At 45.7% G+C, this 15,025-nt stretch carries 13 protein-coding genes; 4 read left to right on the top strand and 9 right to left on the bottom strand.

The window, feature by feature from the left end:
• Positions 1-148: 148 nt before the first annotated feature.
• Both QUA83_RS02610 and QUA83_RS02605 read right to left on the bottom strand, forming a co-directional pair.
• A complete protein-coding gene (locus tag QUA83_RS02610; protein WP_333291273.1) occupies positions 149-439 on the bottom strand; it encodes a hypothetical protein in 291 nt (96 codons plus the stop codon).
• 42 nt (positions 440-481) lie between these two features.
• The gene (locus tag QUA83_RS02605) at positions 482-1,153 is read right to left on the bottom strand and encodes a phosphoribosyltransferase family protein (RefSeq protein WP_333291271.1); all 672 of its coding nucleotides are present in this window, start codon (positions 1,151-1,153) and stop codon (positions 482-484) included.
• A gap of 167 nt (positions 1,154-1,320) precedes the next feature.
• On the opposite strand from QUA83_RS02605, the gene QUA83_RS02600 reads away from it, so the two are divergent.
• The 3 genes from QUA83_RS02600 (at position 1,321) to QUA83_RS02590 (ending at position 4,416) form a co-directional block, all read left to right on the top strand.
• The gene (locus tag QUA83_RS02600; protein ID WP_333291270.1) at positions 1,321-2,007 is read left to right on the top strand and encodes a uracil-DNA glycosylase; all 687 of its coding nucleotides are present in this window, start codon (positions 1,321-1,323) and stop codon (positions 2,005-2,007) included.
• Positions 2,008-2,237: 230 nt separating this feature from the next.
• Positions 2,238-3,506: a DNA methyltransferase gene (locus tag QUA83_RS02595; protein ID WP_333291268.1), complete on the top strand. Its 1,269-nt coding sequence runs from the start codon at positions 2,238-2,240 to the stop codon at positions 3,504-3,506.
• Positions 3,499-4,416, top strand: a complete 918-nt coding sequence (locus tag QUA83_RS02590; protein ID WP_333291266.1) for a Bpu10I family restriction endonuclease — start codon at positions 3,499-3,501, stop codon at positions 4,414-4,416. The genes QUA83_RS02595 and QUA83_RS02590 overlap by 8 nt, the downstream gene beginning before the upstream one ends.
• A gap of 31 nt (positions 4,417-4,447) precedes the next feature.
• Here QUA83_RS02590 and QUA83_RS02585 read toward each other — a convergent pair whose 3' ends face one another.
• The 3 genes from QUA83_RS02585 to tyrS all read right to left on the bottom strand — a co-directional run bounded on the left by QUA83_RS02585 (position 4,448) and on the right by tyrS (position 7,178).
• Positions 4,448-5,032, bottom strand: coding sequence for a hypothetical protein (locus QUA83_RS02585; protein ID WP_333291264.1), 585 nt, complete (start codon positions 5,030-5,032; stop codon positions 4,448-4,450).
• A 166-nt stretch (positions 5,033-5,198) separates the two neighbouring features.
• The gene (gene pyrF / locus QUA83_RS02580) at positions 5,199-5,909 is read right to left on the bottom strand and encodes an orotidine-5'-phosphate decarboxylase (protein ID WP_333291263.1); all 711 of its coding nucleotides are present in this window, start codon (positions 5,907-5,909) and stop codon (positions 5,199-5,201) included.
• A gap of 39 nt (positions 5,910-5,948) precedes the next feature.
• Complete coding sequence (tyrS, locus tag QUA83_RS02575; RefSeq protein WP_333291318.1) at positions 5,949-7,178, bottom strand: tyrosine--tRNA ligase; 1,230 nt, start codon at positions 7,176-7,178, stop codon at positions 5,949-5,951.
• Positions 7,179-7,489: 311 nt separating this feature from the next.
• Here tyrS and QUA83_RS02570 point away from each other — a divergent pair, with 311 nt between their 5' ends.
• On the top strand, positions 7,490-9,409 hold the full coding sequence (locus tag QUA83_RS02570; RefSeq protein WP_333291261.1) for a transglycosylase domain-containing protein: 1,920 nt from the start codon (positions 7,490-7,492) through the stop codon (positions 9,407-9,409).
• 140 nt (positions 9,410-9,549) lie between these two features.
• On the opposite strand, the gene QUA83_RS02565 is transcribed toward QUA83_RS02570, so the two are convergent.
• The 4 genes from QUA83_RS02565 to QUA83_RS02550 all read right to left on the bottom strand — a co-directional run bounded on the left by QUA83_RS02565 (position 9,550) and on the right by QUA83_RS02550 (position 14,663).
• The gene (locus tag QUA83_RS02565; protein WP_006632589.1) at positions 9,550-9,873 is read right to left on the bottom strand and encodes a DUF1825 family protein; all 324 of its coding nucleotides are present in this window, start codon (positions 9,871-9,873) and stop codon (positions 9,550-9,552) included.
• Positions 9,874-10,193: 320 nt separating this feature from the next.
• Positions 10,194-10,787 carry a signal peptidase I gene (lepB, locus tag QUA83_RS02560; RefSeq protein WP_333291260.1) on the bottom strand — a complete coding sequence of 198 codons (594 nt, stop codon included), beginning with the start codon at positions 10,785-10,787 and terminating at the stop codon, positions 10,194-10,196.
• A gap of 235 nt (positions 10,788-11,022) precedes the next feature.
• Positions 11,023-11,919, bottom strand: a complete 897-nt coding sequence (locus tag QUA83_RS02555; protein WP_333291258.1) for an abortive infection family protein — start codon at positions 11,917-11,919, stop codon at positions 11,023-11,025.
• A 266-nt stretch (positions 11,920-12,185) separates the two neighbouring features.
• The gene (locus QUA83_RS02550) at positions 12,186-14,663 is read right to left on the bottom strand and encodes an ATP-dependent Clp protease ATP-binding subunit (protein WP_006632591.1); all 2,478 of its coding nucleotides are present in this window, start codon (positions 14,661-14,663) and stop codon (positions 12,186-12,188) included.
• Positions 14,664-15,025: the final 362 nt, after the last annotated feature.

Genomic DNA, 15,025 nt, shown 5'->3' with positions numbered 1-15,025 from the left:
TCTCGATCTTCTCTTCTCTTCCTTCGCGTTCTAGCGCTTACGCGCGGCTTCGCCTAACGCGTCTTCGCGGTTCGTTCAAAAAAACATCTAGTTCACAACCCGCTAATGACATTGTAAAACCCGCCTCTACAAATCCCAACTTCCTTAACTATCTAATCAGTTCAGCAAAACTATAAAAACTGATAATTAATAACAACAAAGCTATCAGGTGAGTTAGCTGAAATTGAGGCCGCGGGCCGAGGTATTCCCGCACCAAAATAGAAAAAGACGAACCAATTATATAACTCAGAGACAGCGTTAAATATTGCCACTGCAATGTTACACTCCACAGCCCCAGCAAAATCATAGCCAAAGTCAACATCACCAACTCAACAAAGCGAGGCGGATTGTGCTGAGTAGACAGAATCAAAGTGTCCAACCAATATTGCCAAGGTCTCATGTGTTAGCGATCGAGCTTTTAGATTTAGCCTTCTAGCTTAACCTACGATCGCCATTCAGTTTGTTGCTGCAAACACCTTAAAGCCTCCGCCGTCTCAACCTGCGGAAATTTCCCATAAAAGCGACTGACACTGTAAAAAGGGTGAGGAGTCTCCAGAACGATCAACTTATCGCCCATCTGGGCCAAAAATCCCATCAAATCTGCCGGGGCGACAGGCGCGCAAATCCACAAAGCCAGCGGTTGCTGCGACTCCAAAGCCTTAGCGGCCACAGCCATCGTCATCCCCGTAGCAATGCCGTCATCTACCAAAATCGCCAAAGCCCCAGCCGCGCTGAGATTTGGGCGTCCAGGAGACAAATCTGCCAGCAGAGATTGAGCATTATTTTGAGCCACGGGCAGTGCTGATTTTTGCAAGCGTAAATTGTGCTGCTTTTGCTTTTCCCAGAGGACGTGACCATCAGCAGTTGCAGCCCCGATCGCCAATTCTAAATTATCTGGGCGAGTAATTTTCTTAGCGACAACCACATCCAAAGGACAGCCCAAGCGGCGCGCAATCGGCACAGCAACGGGCAAACCCCCGCGCGGCAAGGCGTAAACAATCGGTTTCACCGCCTTCTGTGTCATTAAACTCAACTTGCCGAACTCGTCCACAACTGCCTCGGCCAGTTTTTCGCCTGCATCGGCGCGATCGTCAAAAAACGGGTTAGAGAACATATTTTTGCCTGTACGAGCTCAACTAAATAATCTGAAACTTGCGAGTATTAATTTGAGATTGTGCGATCGACAGCATCCCATACAAGCTTCTAGCCAAACTCAAATCACCAAACCCGATCTAAACTATAAACTCTAGACTCAAAAAAATCTCCCTAATTGTAAAATTCATGTCCAGCGACTTGCAACTGAGCCTTTTTGACAACAATCAAAGTGCCACTTTCCAAACAGACTCAATACCAGCAAATGCCAAAATTCCCATTCCTCCCGGCACTTATCAAAATATGGAACAAATCGGCGAGCACTGCAACCGCTGTCACCGCTGCGAATTGGGCAATACGCGCACTCACGCCGTCATCGGGCGGGGCAATCCTCAAGCCTCAATTTTGATTGTGGGAGAAGCGCCCGGACAAAACGAAGATGAAACCGGATTGCCCTTCGTCGGGCGATCGGGCAAACTGTTAGATAAGATTTTAGAATCCGTGGGATTGAGTGCAGAAACCGACGTATTCATTGCCAACGTCATTAAATGTCGCCCTCCCAACAACCGCCCTCCGACAGCAAAAGAAATCGAAGCTTGCAAACCTTACTTGCTCGAACAAATCCGCATCTTAGACCCCAAAATTATTTTATTAACCGGTGCAACAGCCCTCAAAGGTTTGCTAAGCGACAAGCGGCCCATTAGTAAAATTAGAGGTCAATGGATTCAATGGGAAAATCGTTTGTGTATGCCGATTTTTCACCCATCATACTTGTTGCGAAATCCCTCCCGTGAACCGGAGACTCCGAAATGGTATATGTGGCAAGATATGCAGGCTATCAAGGCTAAACTAGACGAATTCAAAGAGCAATTCTAATCAATTTTTGTTGTTGATTTGTCGCGGCTGGTTTCACCAACAATCTCTGATATTCACCCACAATCTTAAAACCCGCCCCGACCCACCGAAAAATTATAATTAATTTTCAGTGGCAATTTCTCGGGGCGAGTTTCACCTTCACCAACAATCTCTGATTCTTAACTGCCATCTACAAAACAAGTTCCCGCTTTCCATTCATAAATTCACGCCCCGTAGTAAATATCAGAATTATGGTTGTCTCTAGTATTTTTAGTGAAACTCCTATCAATAGACAAGAAATTCCTCAAGAACTATTAGACATTGAAGATAAACAACGTACTAATCCACTTCCTTGGAAAGGTCAATTTTCTCCCCAGTTTATCGAAACTTTGATTGAGAAATATGCCAATAAAAATAGTGTAATTTTTGATCCATTTTTAGGTAGTGGAACAGTTTTATATGAGGCAGGAAGATTCGGACTGGAAGCCTGCGGAACAGAAATCAATCCAGCAGCTTTAATCCTAGCTAACACTTATAAATTCATCACTCTTTCACCAAGAAAGCGTGAAAAATGTATCAATTGTTTTCTCACGCAACTAAAAACAGAGACCTGGGAGAGAATGCCACTCTTCCAAACAATACAAAAAGAACTTACACCCAATGATTTAATAGATAAAATTATAGACGTAGCCGTTGATGATGAAGAAAATTTCCTTAATATTCTACATGAAGTATTAGTGATATTGCTAGACTTAGAAAACAAAAAACTTACCCAATCGAGAGTTTTTACCATTGCGGAAAATATCGCTACTTTAGTCCTTAAACTACCCTATAGTAAAAAGCCGCTCAATGCCTACAATGCCGATGCAAGACACGTTCCCTTACAAAACTCCAGCGTCAATCTTGTGATTACCTCCCCCCCTTATATCAATGTATTTAACTATCATCAGCAGTATCGCGGTTCTACTGAAGCACTAAACTGGAAAATTTTAGAGGTGGCAAAATCAGAGTTTGGTTCTAATCGCAAGCATAGAAGCAATAGATTTCTAACTGTGATTCAATATTCCTTAGACATCGCTTATACTTTGCAAGAATTGCTAAGAATATGCAGCCCTAATAGTAGAATGATATTTGTAGTAGGTAAAGAATCAAATATTAGAGGAACGCCTTTTTTGAACGGGGAGTTAGTTGCAGAAGTTGCTCGTCAAGTATTGGGGCTTAGCTTAGATATCCGTCAAGAAAGAAGTTTTGTAAATCGTTATGGAAAAATTATCAAAGAAGATATACTACACTTTACAAAAAGAGAAGACTTACAGTATTATTTTGCCATACATCAAGCGAGAACTATTTCGATAGAAGCTTTAATATCTGCTTATTCCGTAGCGAATGAACAAGTAAAATATGAAATCAAGGATGCTATCGATAAGGTGGCAACAGTACAGCCCTCACCTTATTTCGATCGGCAGCGTTCACGGAAAACCATTGAAATACTCAACTCAAAAGAAGAAAATTATGTTTGATTTAGCTCAACCACATGGGGACAAACTAGCAGCATTACTTGATAACGTGAAATTACCTCCTACAGATAAACGGCGTGTTAATCAAGCAATCGAATACTATAAAAAATGGTTGGAAACGCTTAAAAACATCAGGGGGGATGATCTGAAAGTTGTTCCAGAGATGGTATCCCATCTAACCTCCTATAAGCGATACATTGACGTTGAACTAATTTTTGACAGTGACAATGATTTTTTGTACCGTCAAAAAGGGCAATTAAAACTTGACAACTCAATTATTGAAGAATTTATACCTATCTTAGTTACAACCGTCTTTGCAGATTCATTAAAGGACAAAGAATTATCCTTTGGCCCAACACAGTGTTTTTCATCACTACGATTTGAGTCAAGTTTAAAACTCAGTCCAAAAGGCGGTGGGATGAGTATTCGAGCCAAGGATCAAGATTTTGCGATTAGTAGAAAAATATTCCTAAAAGCCTCTCATAACCAAGATTTTAAGGAGACTACCTCCCGCGAGGCAAATATTGCTTATGTTGCGGCTGAGTGTAAAACAAATCTTGATAAAACCATGTTTCAAGAGGGCGCAGCAACTGCCCTGGATGTAAAATTGAGTGTACCAGGAGCAAAGTATTTCTTGCTATGTGAGTGGCTTGATATGTCGCCGATTAGCTCATCACTCACAGCTATTGATGAGATACTAATTCTGAGAAAAGCCAAGCGGTTATCGTCTAATATCAGAAGTGCTTTTAGTACGGTACAGGGAAGAAATAAAAATAGAGATTTTTTTGTAAGCCATCTCGATAACAACCCCTTTGCACCGGAAGTTTTTATGAGATTTTTACGTGAGATTGAAGGGATGATTGGTAAAGATGAACTAGACGAAGATGACGTGCTGTCAAGAGGCTATTTTTAAGTGTAAAAAAAATCATCGGAACCAGCGAAAGTTATGGCTTTGCCTGACAATCGCGCAACCACAAACGAATAGCCTCAGCAATTTCGCTTTTATCGCTATCTTGTCCGAATAAAGGACGGACATCCGCCGCAGTACCAAACCTAGAAACAATTTTTACTAATTCCCAGCCGTTCTCCGTTTTAGTGAAAAACAGCCAATGATATTGCTCAATTTCGACTGGTTTTTCCCCGCGATACTGCCGTTCCAAAGTAGTAATGAAAACTTGACTAGCATTGTCAGGAAGTGCATCCCCATAATTTAAAGGTAACGGTTCAAACTCCGGGCGACCGGCTAAAATTATTTGAGGCAGCGCGTAACCGGGCGGTGTAGAAGTTTTAGGAGAAAAGTGCGATCGCACAATTACGCGATTAGCATAACTCGGCAAATCTTGCAACAGGCGATCGACCAAAGTTTCTAAATCAGCGGGACAGTGCGATCGCACTAACAAATCATACCGACTGGCATTGATACTGTGAGTATGATTTATCACAAAATTAACTGCCCAAGTCGGAGTTGCAACCGCAGATATCAGCAGATAAACACAGATGAACGCAGATAAAATTCCATTGGCGTTCATGGGCGTTTATCGGCGGTTAAAACTGAGATCTTGCACCATTCTCAATAAGCCTTTTATGAACAGGCAAGATGCCTGTTCCACAAAGAGTGAATTTTCTTGTGGAACAGGCATCTTGCCTGTTCTTGAGAATGGTGCAAGATGTGAGTTAAAAACAACATTCATATTGTTATCCCAACTCTTCACAAATACGCGCAAAAGCCGCCGCCGGATCGTCGGAAGCAGTAATCGGCCGCCCAATCACCAGATAATCCGCACCAGCTTTCAAAGCAGCCTTCGGAGTCATCGATCGCTTTTGATCGCCTCCATCGGCCCATTTCGGACGCACACCAGGGCAAACTAACAGAAAATCATCCCCGCAACTCATTCTTAACTGTTCCACCTCTTGCGGAGAACAAACAGCACCAGCTAAACCCGTTTCCTTAGCCAACAATGCCATGTGCAAAGCATATTCCGGCAACTCCAAAGGTATTTTTAACTCAAAAGCCAACTGTCGCGAATTCAAACTCGTTAACAGAGTAATAGCAATCAACTTAGGACTCGGTTTATCCACAGCCGCCGCCCCTTCAGTCAAAGCCAACTGTGCCGCTTTCAAAGCATCTTTACCACAAGTAGAATGGATAGTCAATAAATCCACATTATACTTAGCAGCAGCCCGACAAGCACCAGCCACAGTATTCGGGATATCGTGAAACTTCAAATCCAGAAAAATCCGCTTTTCCCGCTGTTTTAAAATTTCCAAAATCCCCGGCCCGGAACTCACAAACAGTTCCAAACCCACTTTCCAGAAAGATACTTGCGGCAGTTTGTCCAGAAGTGCGATCGCCTCTTCTTGACTCGAAACATCCAAAGCAACAATAATTCGATTATCAGCGTTCATCAGCGTTCATCAGCCTTCATCGGCGGTTAAAAAAGAGATTCAAGACACCAATCGCACAAACTTATTCTTCCCAACCTGCAAAACCTTACCGCATAAATCAGCAGGTGATTCAAAAGTAAGATTAACATCAGAAACCCGATCGCCCTCCAACTTCACCCCGCCGCCCTGCATCAACTTCCGCGCATCACCGCTGCTTTTACAAAGCCCGCTAGCACTGAGAATATAAAACAACTTAGCCGGAAACTGCACACTGGCCAAAGAAAACTCCGCCACAGCATCAGCTTGTCCCGCAGCACCTTTAACCAGCGCAATTGCATCTTGTTGTGCGCGTTCCGCCGCTTCCTTCCCCCGATACTGGCGCACCACATCCAAAGCCAAAAGTTTCTGTTTTTCTCGCGGATTTGCGGGCAATTCATCAAGTGGCAAATCTGTCAATAGTTCAAAATATTGGGCGATCGAACTATCAGCAATTTTCTCCAACTTAGAATACATCGTCAGCGGGTCTTCCGACAAACCCACATAATTGTTCAAAGACTTCGACATCTTCTGCACCCCGTCAGTCCCGATCAAAATCGGCATCAGCAAACCAAACTGCGGTTTCATCCCAAAATGCCGCTGCAAATCTCTCCCCACCGCAATATTAAACTTTTGGTCGGTTCCCCCCAACTCAACATCCGCTTCCAAAGCCACCGAATCGTAACCCTGCATTAGTGGATACAGAAACTCATGCAGATAAATCGCATTCTCCTGCTGCATCCTGTTATCAAATCCCTCTTTAGCAAGCATCTGCTGCACCGTCATGGTCTTCAGCAGTTCCAAAATCTTCGCCAAGTCCAATTTTGACAACCACTCGGAGTTATAGCGAATTTCCAAACGTCCGGGTGTGTCAAAATCTAGAATCGGACGCACTTGGTCTAAATAAGTCTTGGCATTTTCCGCCACTTGTTCGGCCGTCAACTGGCTACGCATCTCCGACTTGCCTGTCGGATCGCCAATTCTGGCGGTAAAATCTCCGATCAGCAGTACGGCTGTGTGACCGGCATCTTGAAAAGCCCGCAGCTTGCGGACGCAAATGCTGTGTCCCAAGTGAATGTCACTGCCTGTCGGGTCAATTCCCAGTTTGACGCGCAACGGTCGATCGACTTTTGCCAGGAGTTGGGCTAAATTTTCGTCAGAGTTGCTAGAATCAGGTCGATCAGGAAAAATCTCGCTGACGCCGCGGTAAAGCGCTGAAAGGTTAGGAGTTATCATCGGGGAGCGATCGTCCATGATATTTTGCCAAAGTGCAGCAGAATTAGTTACACTCACTGGTTGACCCATAAAAACATAACTACCAAGCTACTATAATCCCAAAGCTGACCGGCTTTCATTAGCTGACCCCGCCCAAAAACGGATACGCTGCCACGTACAACAGTCGTGGAGATCCCCAAATTTTAGACTCTTGTTCAAACTCCCAGATTCATCTGTGGAATAAATCTAAAATCTAAAATCTAAAATCTAAAATCGACTGACAGTCTCTAGGTTTCGCATCTAAAATTAAAAGTCTTAAACCCCAAATCGAGTGAGGAAGTGAAATCCACGTGTCAACCAACGCAGTCCGCAATAACACGGAAAACTCAGCCCCCGTATTCGAGTTTGTTCAGTCAGTCAGTAAAGTGACCGCCGGAACCATACTCAGCATGACAATGCTTGCCAGTTCCGTAGTCGCTGGTGGACTGGTTGGCTTAGCGATCAGCTTCCGCAATTTGCCAGATGTTCGGATCTTGCAAACCTACTCTCCCACAGAAACTACCCACATTTACGACATCAACGGCAAGCCGCTAGCCAGTATCCACGACGAAGCCAACCGGGATGTCGTACCCCTTGACCAAATCTCCCCGAACCTAAAACGAGCTGTTCTGGCGATCGAAGATAGCAACTTCTTCACCCACAAAGGCATCAACCCCGGCGGGATAGCCCGAGCTTTGATGGTCAACCTAGAGAAAGGTAGAACCGTTGAAGGCGGCTCGACTATGACTATGCAGCTAGTCAAGAACCTGTTTCTCTCTCCCCAGTCAAAATTTAGTCGCAAGGTAGCTGAAGCGGTAATGTCTATCCGCTTGGAGCAAATTCTCAACAAAGACCAAATTCTGCAACTATACCTGAATCAAATCTACTTAGGTCACAACTTGTACGGCGTAGAGACAGCCTCTCGAAGCTATTTCAACAAGTCCGCAAGTAATTTGACTCTTTCAGAAGCAGCGATGCTGGCCGGCTTAATTTCTGCCCCCGAAGAATACAGTCCTTTCGTCAATTACAAATTGGCAAAAGAGCGGCAAACCCTCGTTTTAGGCCGCATGAAGGATCTTAAATGGATTACGCCGGCCCAAGAGATTGCTGCCCGCCAGGAAAAAATTAAGCTAGGCAAAATTACCTCTTTTGGTGGCTCTCAAGTTCCTTACGTAACACAAGCCGTAGTCCAGGAACTGACGAGGCGTTTCGGGCGAGATGCCGTGGTTAAGGGAGGAATGCGCGTTCAAACAACGATCGACCTCAAAATGCAGCGCATAGCAGAAGAAACCGTCAAAGCGTGGCACAATCGGCTTTACTACCAAGGGCTGTTTTACGATCGCGAGGAAGGTCAAATTGCCCTAGCCGCCGTCGATCCCCGCACCCACTTCGTCAAAGCAATGGTTGGCGGCGTCGATTACGAAAAGAGTCAGTTCAACCGCGCCATTCAAGCACGCCGCCAGCCCGGATCTTCTTTTAAACCTTTTATCTACTACGCTGCCTTTGCTAGCGGCAAATACGCCCCGGATTCAGTTGTCTACGATTCCCCTGTCGGCTACCGCGACGGCGACGGCTACTACTACCCTCAAAACTACGGTGGTGGCTTCTCCGGTGCAGTCAGCATCCGCAGAGCTTTGGAAGTATCTCTCAACATTCCCGCCGTCAAGCTTGGTCAAGAAGTCGGATTGAATAAAGTGATTGAGATTTGCCGCGTACTCGGCATCAGAAGTCCGATGGAACCGGTGATTTCTTTGCCATTGGGTGCCGTTGACCTCACTCCTTTAGAAATGGCCGGAGCTTTTGCTACCTTCGCGAACAACGGCTGGCATTCTGACACCACGTTTATCGTGCAAGTCACTGACAGCAGCGGCAACGTCCTGCTCGACAATACGCCCAAACCCAAATTAGTTCTCAATTCCTGGGCGGCGGCATCTGTCAACAGCGCCCTGCAAGGAGTAATTACCAGCGGAACGGCAAGGGCGGCTCAACTTGGCCGGCCGGCTGCTGGGAAAACTGGTACAACTTCCTCAGAACGGGATATCTGGTTTGTGGGTTACGTGCCGCAGTTGTCGGTGGCTGTTTGGATGGGCAACGACAATTATAGACCGATGAGCTACGGTGCTACTGGTGGTACTATTGTCGCCCCTGTTTGGCGCGATTTTATGAGCCAAGCTTTGCAGGGAGTTCCCGCAGAAAGTTTCAAACCTGCTTCATCTTTTGAGCGGCCTTAATTATCAGTCATTGGGCATTGGGCATGGGGCATGGGGCATTGGGCATGGGGCATCGGGCATTGGGCATTGGGAATACTTTCTTTTTCTTCCTTCTTCCTTCTTCCTTCTTCCTTCTTCCTTCTTCCTTCTTCCTTCTGACACTAGGATTGTTTTTCCAGCTCAGATTTCATCCGCTCCAGCGTTGAGTTCATTTGCTCAAACATCTGCTGGGGCGTGATGCCAAATTGATTGAGCTGTGTTTTTAACTGCTCTACAGTCATCTGAGCCATGAAGTCCTCAGACAGCTCAAAGCGCTTCATAAAAATACGGTAGCGCTCCATCATCGATTCCATCTGAGCGATGAACATTTTCTTGCCTTCGCGATCGAATTTGCCGTAATTGCCACCTAGTTTGATGAGAGATTGATAGTCTTCAAACAACAGTTTGGCTTCTTGCTGAACAATTTCTGAATCAAAAAATCCCATAGCTTTCCTAATTTTTTAATATTCAACTAATTTTGATCTAGACTAGAAATCCCGATGCTTTTTGTACTATTTTATCAGTTGCCGGAGGAAGTCCCTACCCCTTAAGGCACAAGAATAAGTAGAAATTTCCGTACAGCATAAGGCCTGGGCATTGGGCATTGGCCCGCGCAGCGCATCGAGCATCGGCCCGCGCAGGGCATTGGGCATTGGTACTAACTCACAAATAACCAATAACCAATAACTAATAACAACAGTCAACAGTGAACAGTCAACTGTCAACAGTCAACAGTCAACAGTGAACAGTCAACTGTCAACTGACTTCAAACTTGCCCGATGCGTTCTAGAGGCCAAAACCGCACTACAGCGCGGCCGATGATATTCTGCTTAGGTAAAAATCCCCACCTGCTGGAGTCGTTGCTGTTGTTGCGGTTGTCTCCCATCACAAAGTATTCATTTTCTGGGACGCGATAAGGCCCCCACTGGTATTTAGGAGGTTCGGCAATATATTTTTCGACGAGGGGTTTGTCGTTGAGATAAACTAAACCTTTTTTAACGGCGACGGTTTGACCCGGTAAGCCAATTACCCGCTTGATGAATGCTTGGTCTTGGGTAAAGCCTTGTTCTTGCAACTTTTCGGGCGGGGCAAATACTACGATGTCGCCAGTTTTGGGCGGTTCGAGGTAGTAGGAGATTTTTTCGACTACGACGCGATCGCCCACGTGCAAAGTGGGTACCATAGAATCTGAGGGTATGTAGCGCGGTTCGGCGACCAAGGCTCGAATCACTATTGCTAAACTCAAAGCAATAATCACTATCTGAATATTTTCTCGCTGCGACTTCCACGCTTTTTGCCACCAGCTTTCAGGCGGATTTTCTGCTACTTCTGTACCCAAATTCTTTTTCTCAGATGTCATTTATTCCTCCGATACATATCTAATTGTTATATTTTACTGCAAGGGCGATCGGTGCAGGATTTGAAAATTGTATCTTTCTTAATATTTGGTTCTCCAGCAATTCTTTAAAAAAATTAGATTGGCGATTTTAAAATCTAAAATCTAAAATCTAAAATTGCATGATGCGCCCTAGTTTGTCTGATCGTGGCTTTAGCCTGTAATACACGAATCAAACCAGTCAACATCATCAAAAAGGTCAATCATCCCTCTCATCTTGAATTTTATCTAGTCCATCAGTCTCAACATTTTTTTGTTCGAGAGCTTGTATAAACTTGATAAGACTACATATATTATCACATATTAAAACAGCTTCATCAGAATTTACGATAGGATTATCGTGAGCAAAAGTTTGGTGGTTTCTGACATAATTAAAATCTTCCAATATTGAAATTGATGACTTGAGTATTTTTATACTCATTTTTGATTCAACATATTTTTTTTGTTCTAAATGCTTTACGTATCCACCAAAAATACTATTTAATGGGTCTTTTTTATCATAGTTAATCCCATGTTTATTGCACAGGTGTCTAGTATATTTCATCGCAAAAGTATGCAGCCTATCTAATTCGATTTCTCGTGGATTTTTAATAGATTCTCTGAGTTTCTTTGCTAGTAATTCAAAATCCTTATCATCGGAATACGCTTGAATTGCATCAATATTTTCAACAAAACTATCCTGATTTAAGCGTGCTGCTATTTTATAGCATTCTTCAAATAAAGCTTTCTTGTGCTGGTCTGTTTTCAATAAATCTTGCAAAGAATCTTCCCAAAAAATTAGCCCTAGTTCGTTTATTTCTGTCTCTAGTTTGTTTTTTTCTGTATGGGTTTTTGACTCGACGATCTCTTTCCAATAATCTAGTAAATCTAAAAGTAATTTTCCTACTTTGTAGTTAGATTCTTGCTTCCAGAATGCTCTTAATCGATTAGCTTTAGAGCCACTTTCATAGTTGTATTTACTGTCATATATATCCAAACCTATGCTGTCAATTATAAACTCCTGAAATGTTCGATTATTAAAATTACACACAAAACCTGTACCCATTTCAAAGAGTTCTTCAAGTTTTCCCTTTTCAGAATATGATAAATCAGACATTTACTATTATAGGTGATTTCACAATAGTTTTAGTGTAACATAATTAATCCTGATCTATCCAATAAAACCAATCCCATCTCCGGTCAAAAACCTGCCAAACGATACTCTTTCATGCCATGCAATACCATGCCGAGCGCGAGTTCTACTCGCTATGTAAATCATGTCATAAAAGAAGCAGAGAATTTCACTTCCCTACTTCTTTTATACTATGCCTTTTTTAGCGGACAGTCGGCAGTCGTCAGCTATCAACTGTCAACTATCAACTATTACTCAGCGCCTTGGGGCAGCAATTCCCGCTTTTGACCTTGCAGCACCTTAACAATTCCGTCCTCGCCCACATCCACAACAGCGGTGTCGCCGTCTTTGATGCGGCCAGAAAGGATTTCCTCAGCCAAGCTGTCTTCCAGCAAGCGCATGATGGCGCGGCGCAGGGGTCGGGCTCCGTAGCTGGGGTTGTAGCCTTCTTCTACCAGCCGTTCTTTGAATTTTTCGGTCACTTCCAGGGTGATACCCTGTTCTGTCAAACGACCGAACACTTCTTTGAGCATGATAACCGCGATTTCCTTGACTTCTTCCTTGTTCAACTGGCGGAAGACGATAATTTCGTCGAGTCGGTTGAGGAATTCGGGGCGGAAGTAGTTTTTGAGTTCTTCGTTAACCAAAGAACGAATGCGGTTGTAATTAGCATCGGCTTGGTTGTCGCTGAACTCGAAACCGAGGCCGCCGCCGCCTTTTTCAATCACCTTAGAACCGATGTTGGAGGTCATAATCAGCAGCGTGTTTTTGAAGTCCACGGTGCGACCTTTGGCATCTGTTAAGCGGCCGTCTTCCAATATTTGCAACAGCATATTGAAGACATCGGGGTGGGCTTTTTCGATTTCGTCGAACAGCACGACGGTGTAAGGACGGCGGCGGACTGCTTCTGTGAGTTGGCCGCCTTCGTTGTAGCCGACGTACCCAGGCGGAGAACCGATGAGTTTGGAGACGGTGTGCCGTTCCATGTACTCCGACATATCCAGCCGAATCATCGCGTCTTCGGAACCGAAGAAGTAGCCGGCTAGGGCTTTGGTGAGTTCGGTTTTGCCGACGCCGGTAGGCCCGGAGAAGATGAAACTGGCGATCGGGCGATTGGGATTTTTCAAGCCAACGCGAGCGCGGCGGATGGCGCGGGAAACGGCTTTCACTGCTTCTTCCTGGCCGATCAAGCGCTGGTGCAAGGTATCTTCCATGTGCAGCAGCTTTTCGGATTCGGATTCGGTCAGTTTGTTGACCGGGACGCCCGTCCAGCTTGCCACGATTTGAGCGATATCTTCTTCGGTGACTACTGGCGATGGGTCTGTTTCGCCGGTGCGGGCCGAGTCGGTTTTTTTGGCTTGGGAAATAGCGCGAATTTCGGCTTTGATGGTCATTTCCCGATCGCGCAATTCGCCGGCTTTGTCAAAGTCTTGAGAACGCACCGCTTCGTCTTTATCTTTGAGGACTTGGCGCAGTTCTTTGTCAAGTTCTTTGGCTGCGGGGGGCAGTTGGGAGTTGATCAGGCGAACTCTAGAACCAGCTTCGTCTACCAAGTCAATTGCTTTGTCTGGGAGGAAGCGATCGGAGATGTATCGGTGAGAGAGTTTGGCTGCGGCTTCGAGGGCCGTGTCCAAGATTTTCAGCTTGTGGTGCTGTTCGTAGCGTTCCCGCAGACCGAAGAGAATCTCGATCGTCTCGTCAACGGTTGGTTCACCGACCATAACGGGCTGGAAGCGTCGTTCTAGGGCTGCGTCGCGCTCGATGTGCTTGCGGTACTCGTCGAGGGTGGTGGCGCCGATACACTGGAGCTCGCCTCTTGCCAAAGCCGGCTTGAGAATGTTGGCCGCGTCGATCGCCCCTTCAGCCGCACCTGCACCGATCAAAGTGTGCACTTCGTCAATCACCAAAATCACGTTACCCGCAGTGCGGATTTCGTCCATGATTTTTTTGAGGCGTTCTTCAAATTCGCCCCGATATTTCGTCCCCGCAACCAGCAAGCCGATGTCGAGGGTAACGACGCGCTTTTCTTCGAGGATGTCTGGGATGTCGTTGTTAGCGATGCGCTGGGCCAGACCTTCGGCGATCGCAGTTTTACCGACTCCGGGTTCGCCGATGAGCACCGGGTTATTTTTGGTGCGGCGACCCAGTATTTGAATTACCCGTTCGATTTCTTTTTGGCGTCCGACTACTGGGTCTAGTTTCCCATCCACCGCCATTTGAGTCAGGTTGGCACCGAATTCATCCAGGGTTGGGGTTTTGGTGCGAGCGCCGCCGCCAGTGGCTGCGACTTCTGCGGTTTCTCCCAGCATCCGAATCACTTGGGTGCGGACTTTCGATAAGTCTACTCCCAGGTTTTCTAAGACTCTGGCCGCTACTCCTTCACCTTCGCGGATCAGGCCCAGCAGCAGGTGTTCAGTACCTATATAGTTGTGTCCGAGTTGGCGAGCTTCTTCTAGGGATAGTTCTAGAACCCGCTTGGCGCGGGGGGTGAACGGAATTTCGACTGCTACGAAGCCGGAACCGCGCCCGATGATTTTTTCCACTTCAATGCGCGCGTCTTTCAGGTTGACGCCCATTGATTTGAGGACTTTTGCTGCAACCCCGGTTCCTTCACCGATCAGACCCAGGAGGATCTGTTCTGTCCCTACGAAGTTGTGACCCAGGCGGCGAGCTTCTTCCTGGGCCAACATGATTACTTTTATTGCTTTTTCTGTGAAGCGTTCAAACATGATTTATTCCCATCACCTGCTGCTATGTGCCCGTTTCGAGGTCACGCTCGCACAACGAGCGTTTGTGTTCGAGTGTTAACTCGTACTGCTTATTCTAGCGCGACACTCCCAACCTATCTGCCGCACTCGGCTGCGGTTGCAGATTCCAGGCTCATGTTGCAGGGTGGCTTTCAACTGGGAAGACCCAAATGGTGGCTGACCTACAACCTCCCCTAGACTGCAAGAAGATTGCTCTTCTCGGCCCGTGCCCAACCTACGACTGCGTATTGATGGATTCTAGCATAATCTTTTTGGCTGTCATGCAGGCGCAAAAGTGATAATTCTCGCAGTACAGGCCGGGTTTTGCACAAAACTTATTAGTT

This window comes from Microcoleus sp. K1-B1 (assembly GCF_036704705.1).
GTDB lineage: Bacteria > Cyanobacteriota > Cyanobacteriia > Cyanobacteriales > Microcoleaceae > Microcoleus.
This window is presented reverse-complemented; position numbering and strand designations above follow the sequence as displayed.

Excerpts from the sequence above, each read along its gene's own strand:
- QUA83_RS02555 (WP_333291258.1), bottom strand. The coding sequence starts at position 11,919 with ATGTCTGATTTATCATATTCTGAAAAGGGAAAACTTGAAGAACTCTTT.
- lepB (WP_333291260.1), bottom strand. The coding sequence starts at position 10,787 with ATGACATCTGAGAAAAAGAATTTGGGTACAGAAGTAGCAGAAAATCCG.
- tyrS (WP_333291318.1), bottom strand. The coding sequence starts at position 7,178 with ATGGACGATCGCTCCCCGATGATAACTCCTAACCTTTCAGCGCTTTAC.
- QUA83_RS02605 (WP_333291271.1), bottom strand. The coding sequence starts at position 1,153 with ATGTTCTCTAACCCGTTTTTTGACGATCGCGCCGATGCAGGCGAAAAA.
- QUA83_RS02610 (WP_333291273.1), bottom strand. The coding sequence starts at position 439 with ATGAGACCTTGGCAATATTGGTTGGACACTTTGATTCTGTCTACTCAG.
- pyrF (WP_333291263.1), bottom strand. The coding sequence starts at position 5,909 with ATGAACGCTGATAATCGAATTATTGTTGCTTTGGATGTTTCGAGTCAA.
- QUA83_RS02550 (WP_006632591.1), bottom strand. The coding sequence starts at position 14,663 with ATGTTTGAACGCTTCACAGAAAAAGCAATAAAAGTAATCATGTTGGCC.
- QUA83_RS02600 (WP_333291270.1), top strand. The coding sequence starts at position 1,321 with ATGTCCAGCGACTTGCAACTGAGCCTTTTTGACAACAATCAAAGTGCC.
- QUA83_RS02590 (WP_333291266.1), top strand. The coding sequence starts at position 3,499 with ATGTTTGATTTAGCTCAACCACATGGGGACAAACTAGCAGCATTACTT.
- QUA83_RS02585 (WP_333291264.1), bottom strand. The coding sequence starts at position 5,032 with ATGAACGCCAATGGAATTTTATCTGCGTTCATCTGTGTTTATCTGCTG.
- QUA83_RS02565 (WP_006632589.1), bottom strand. The coding sequence starts at position 9,873 with ATGGGATTTTTTGATTCAGAAATTGTTCAGCAAGAAGCCAAACTGTTG.
- QUA83_RS02595 (WP_333291268.1), top strand. The coding sequence starts at position 2,238 with ATGGTTGTCTCTAGTATTTTTAGTGAAACTCCTATCAATAGACAAGAA.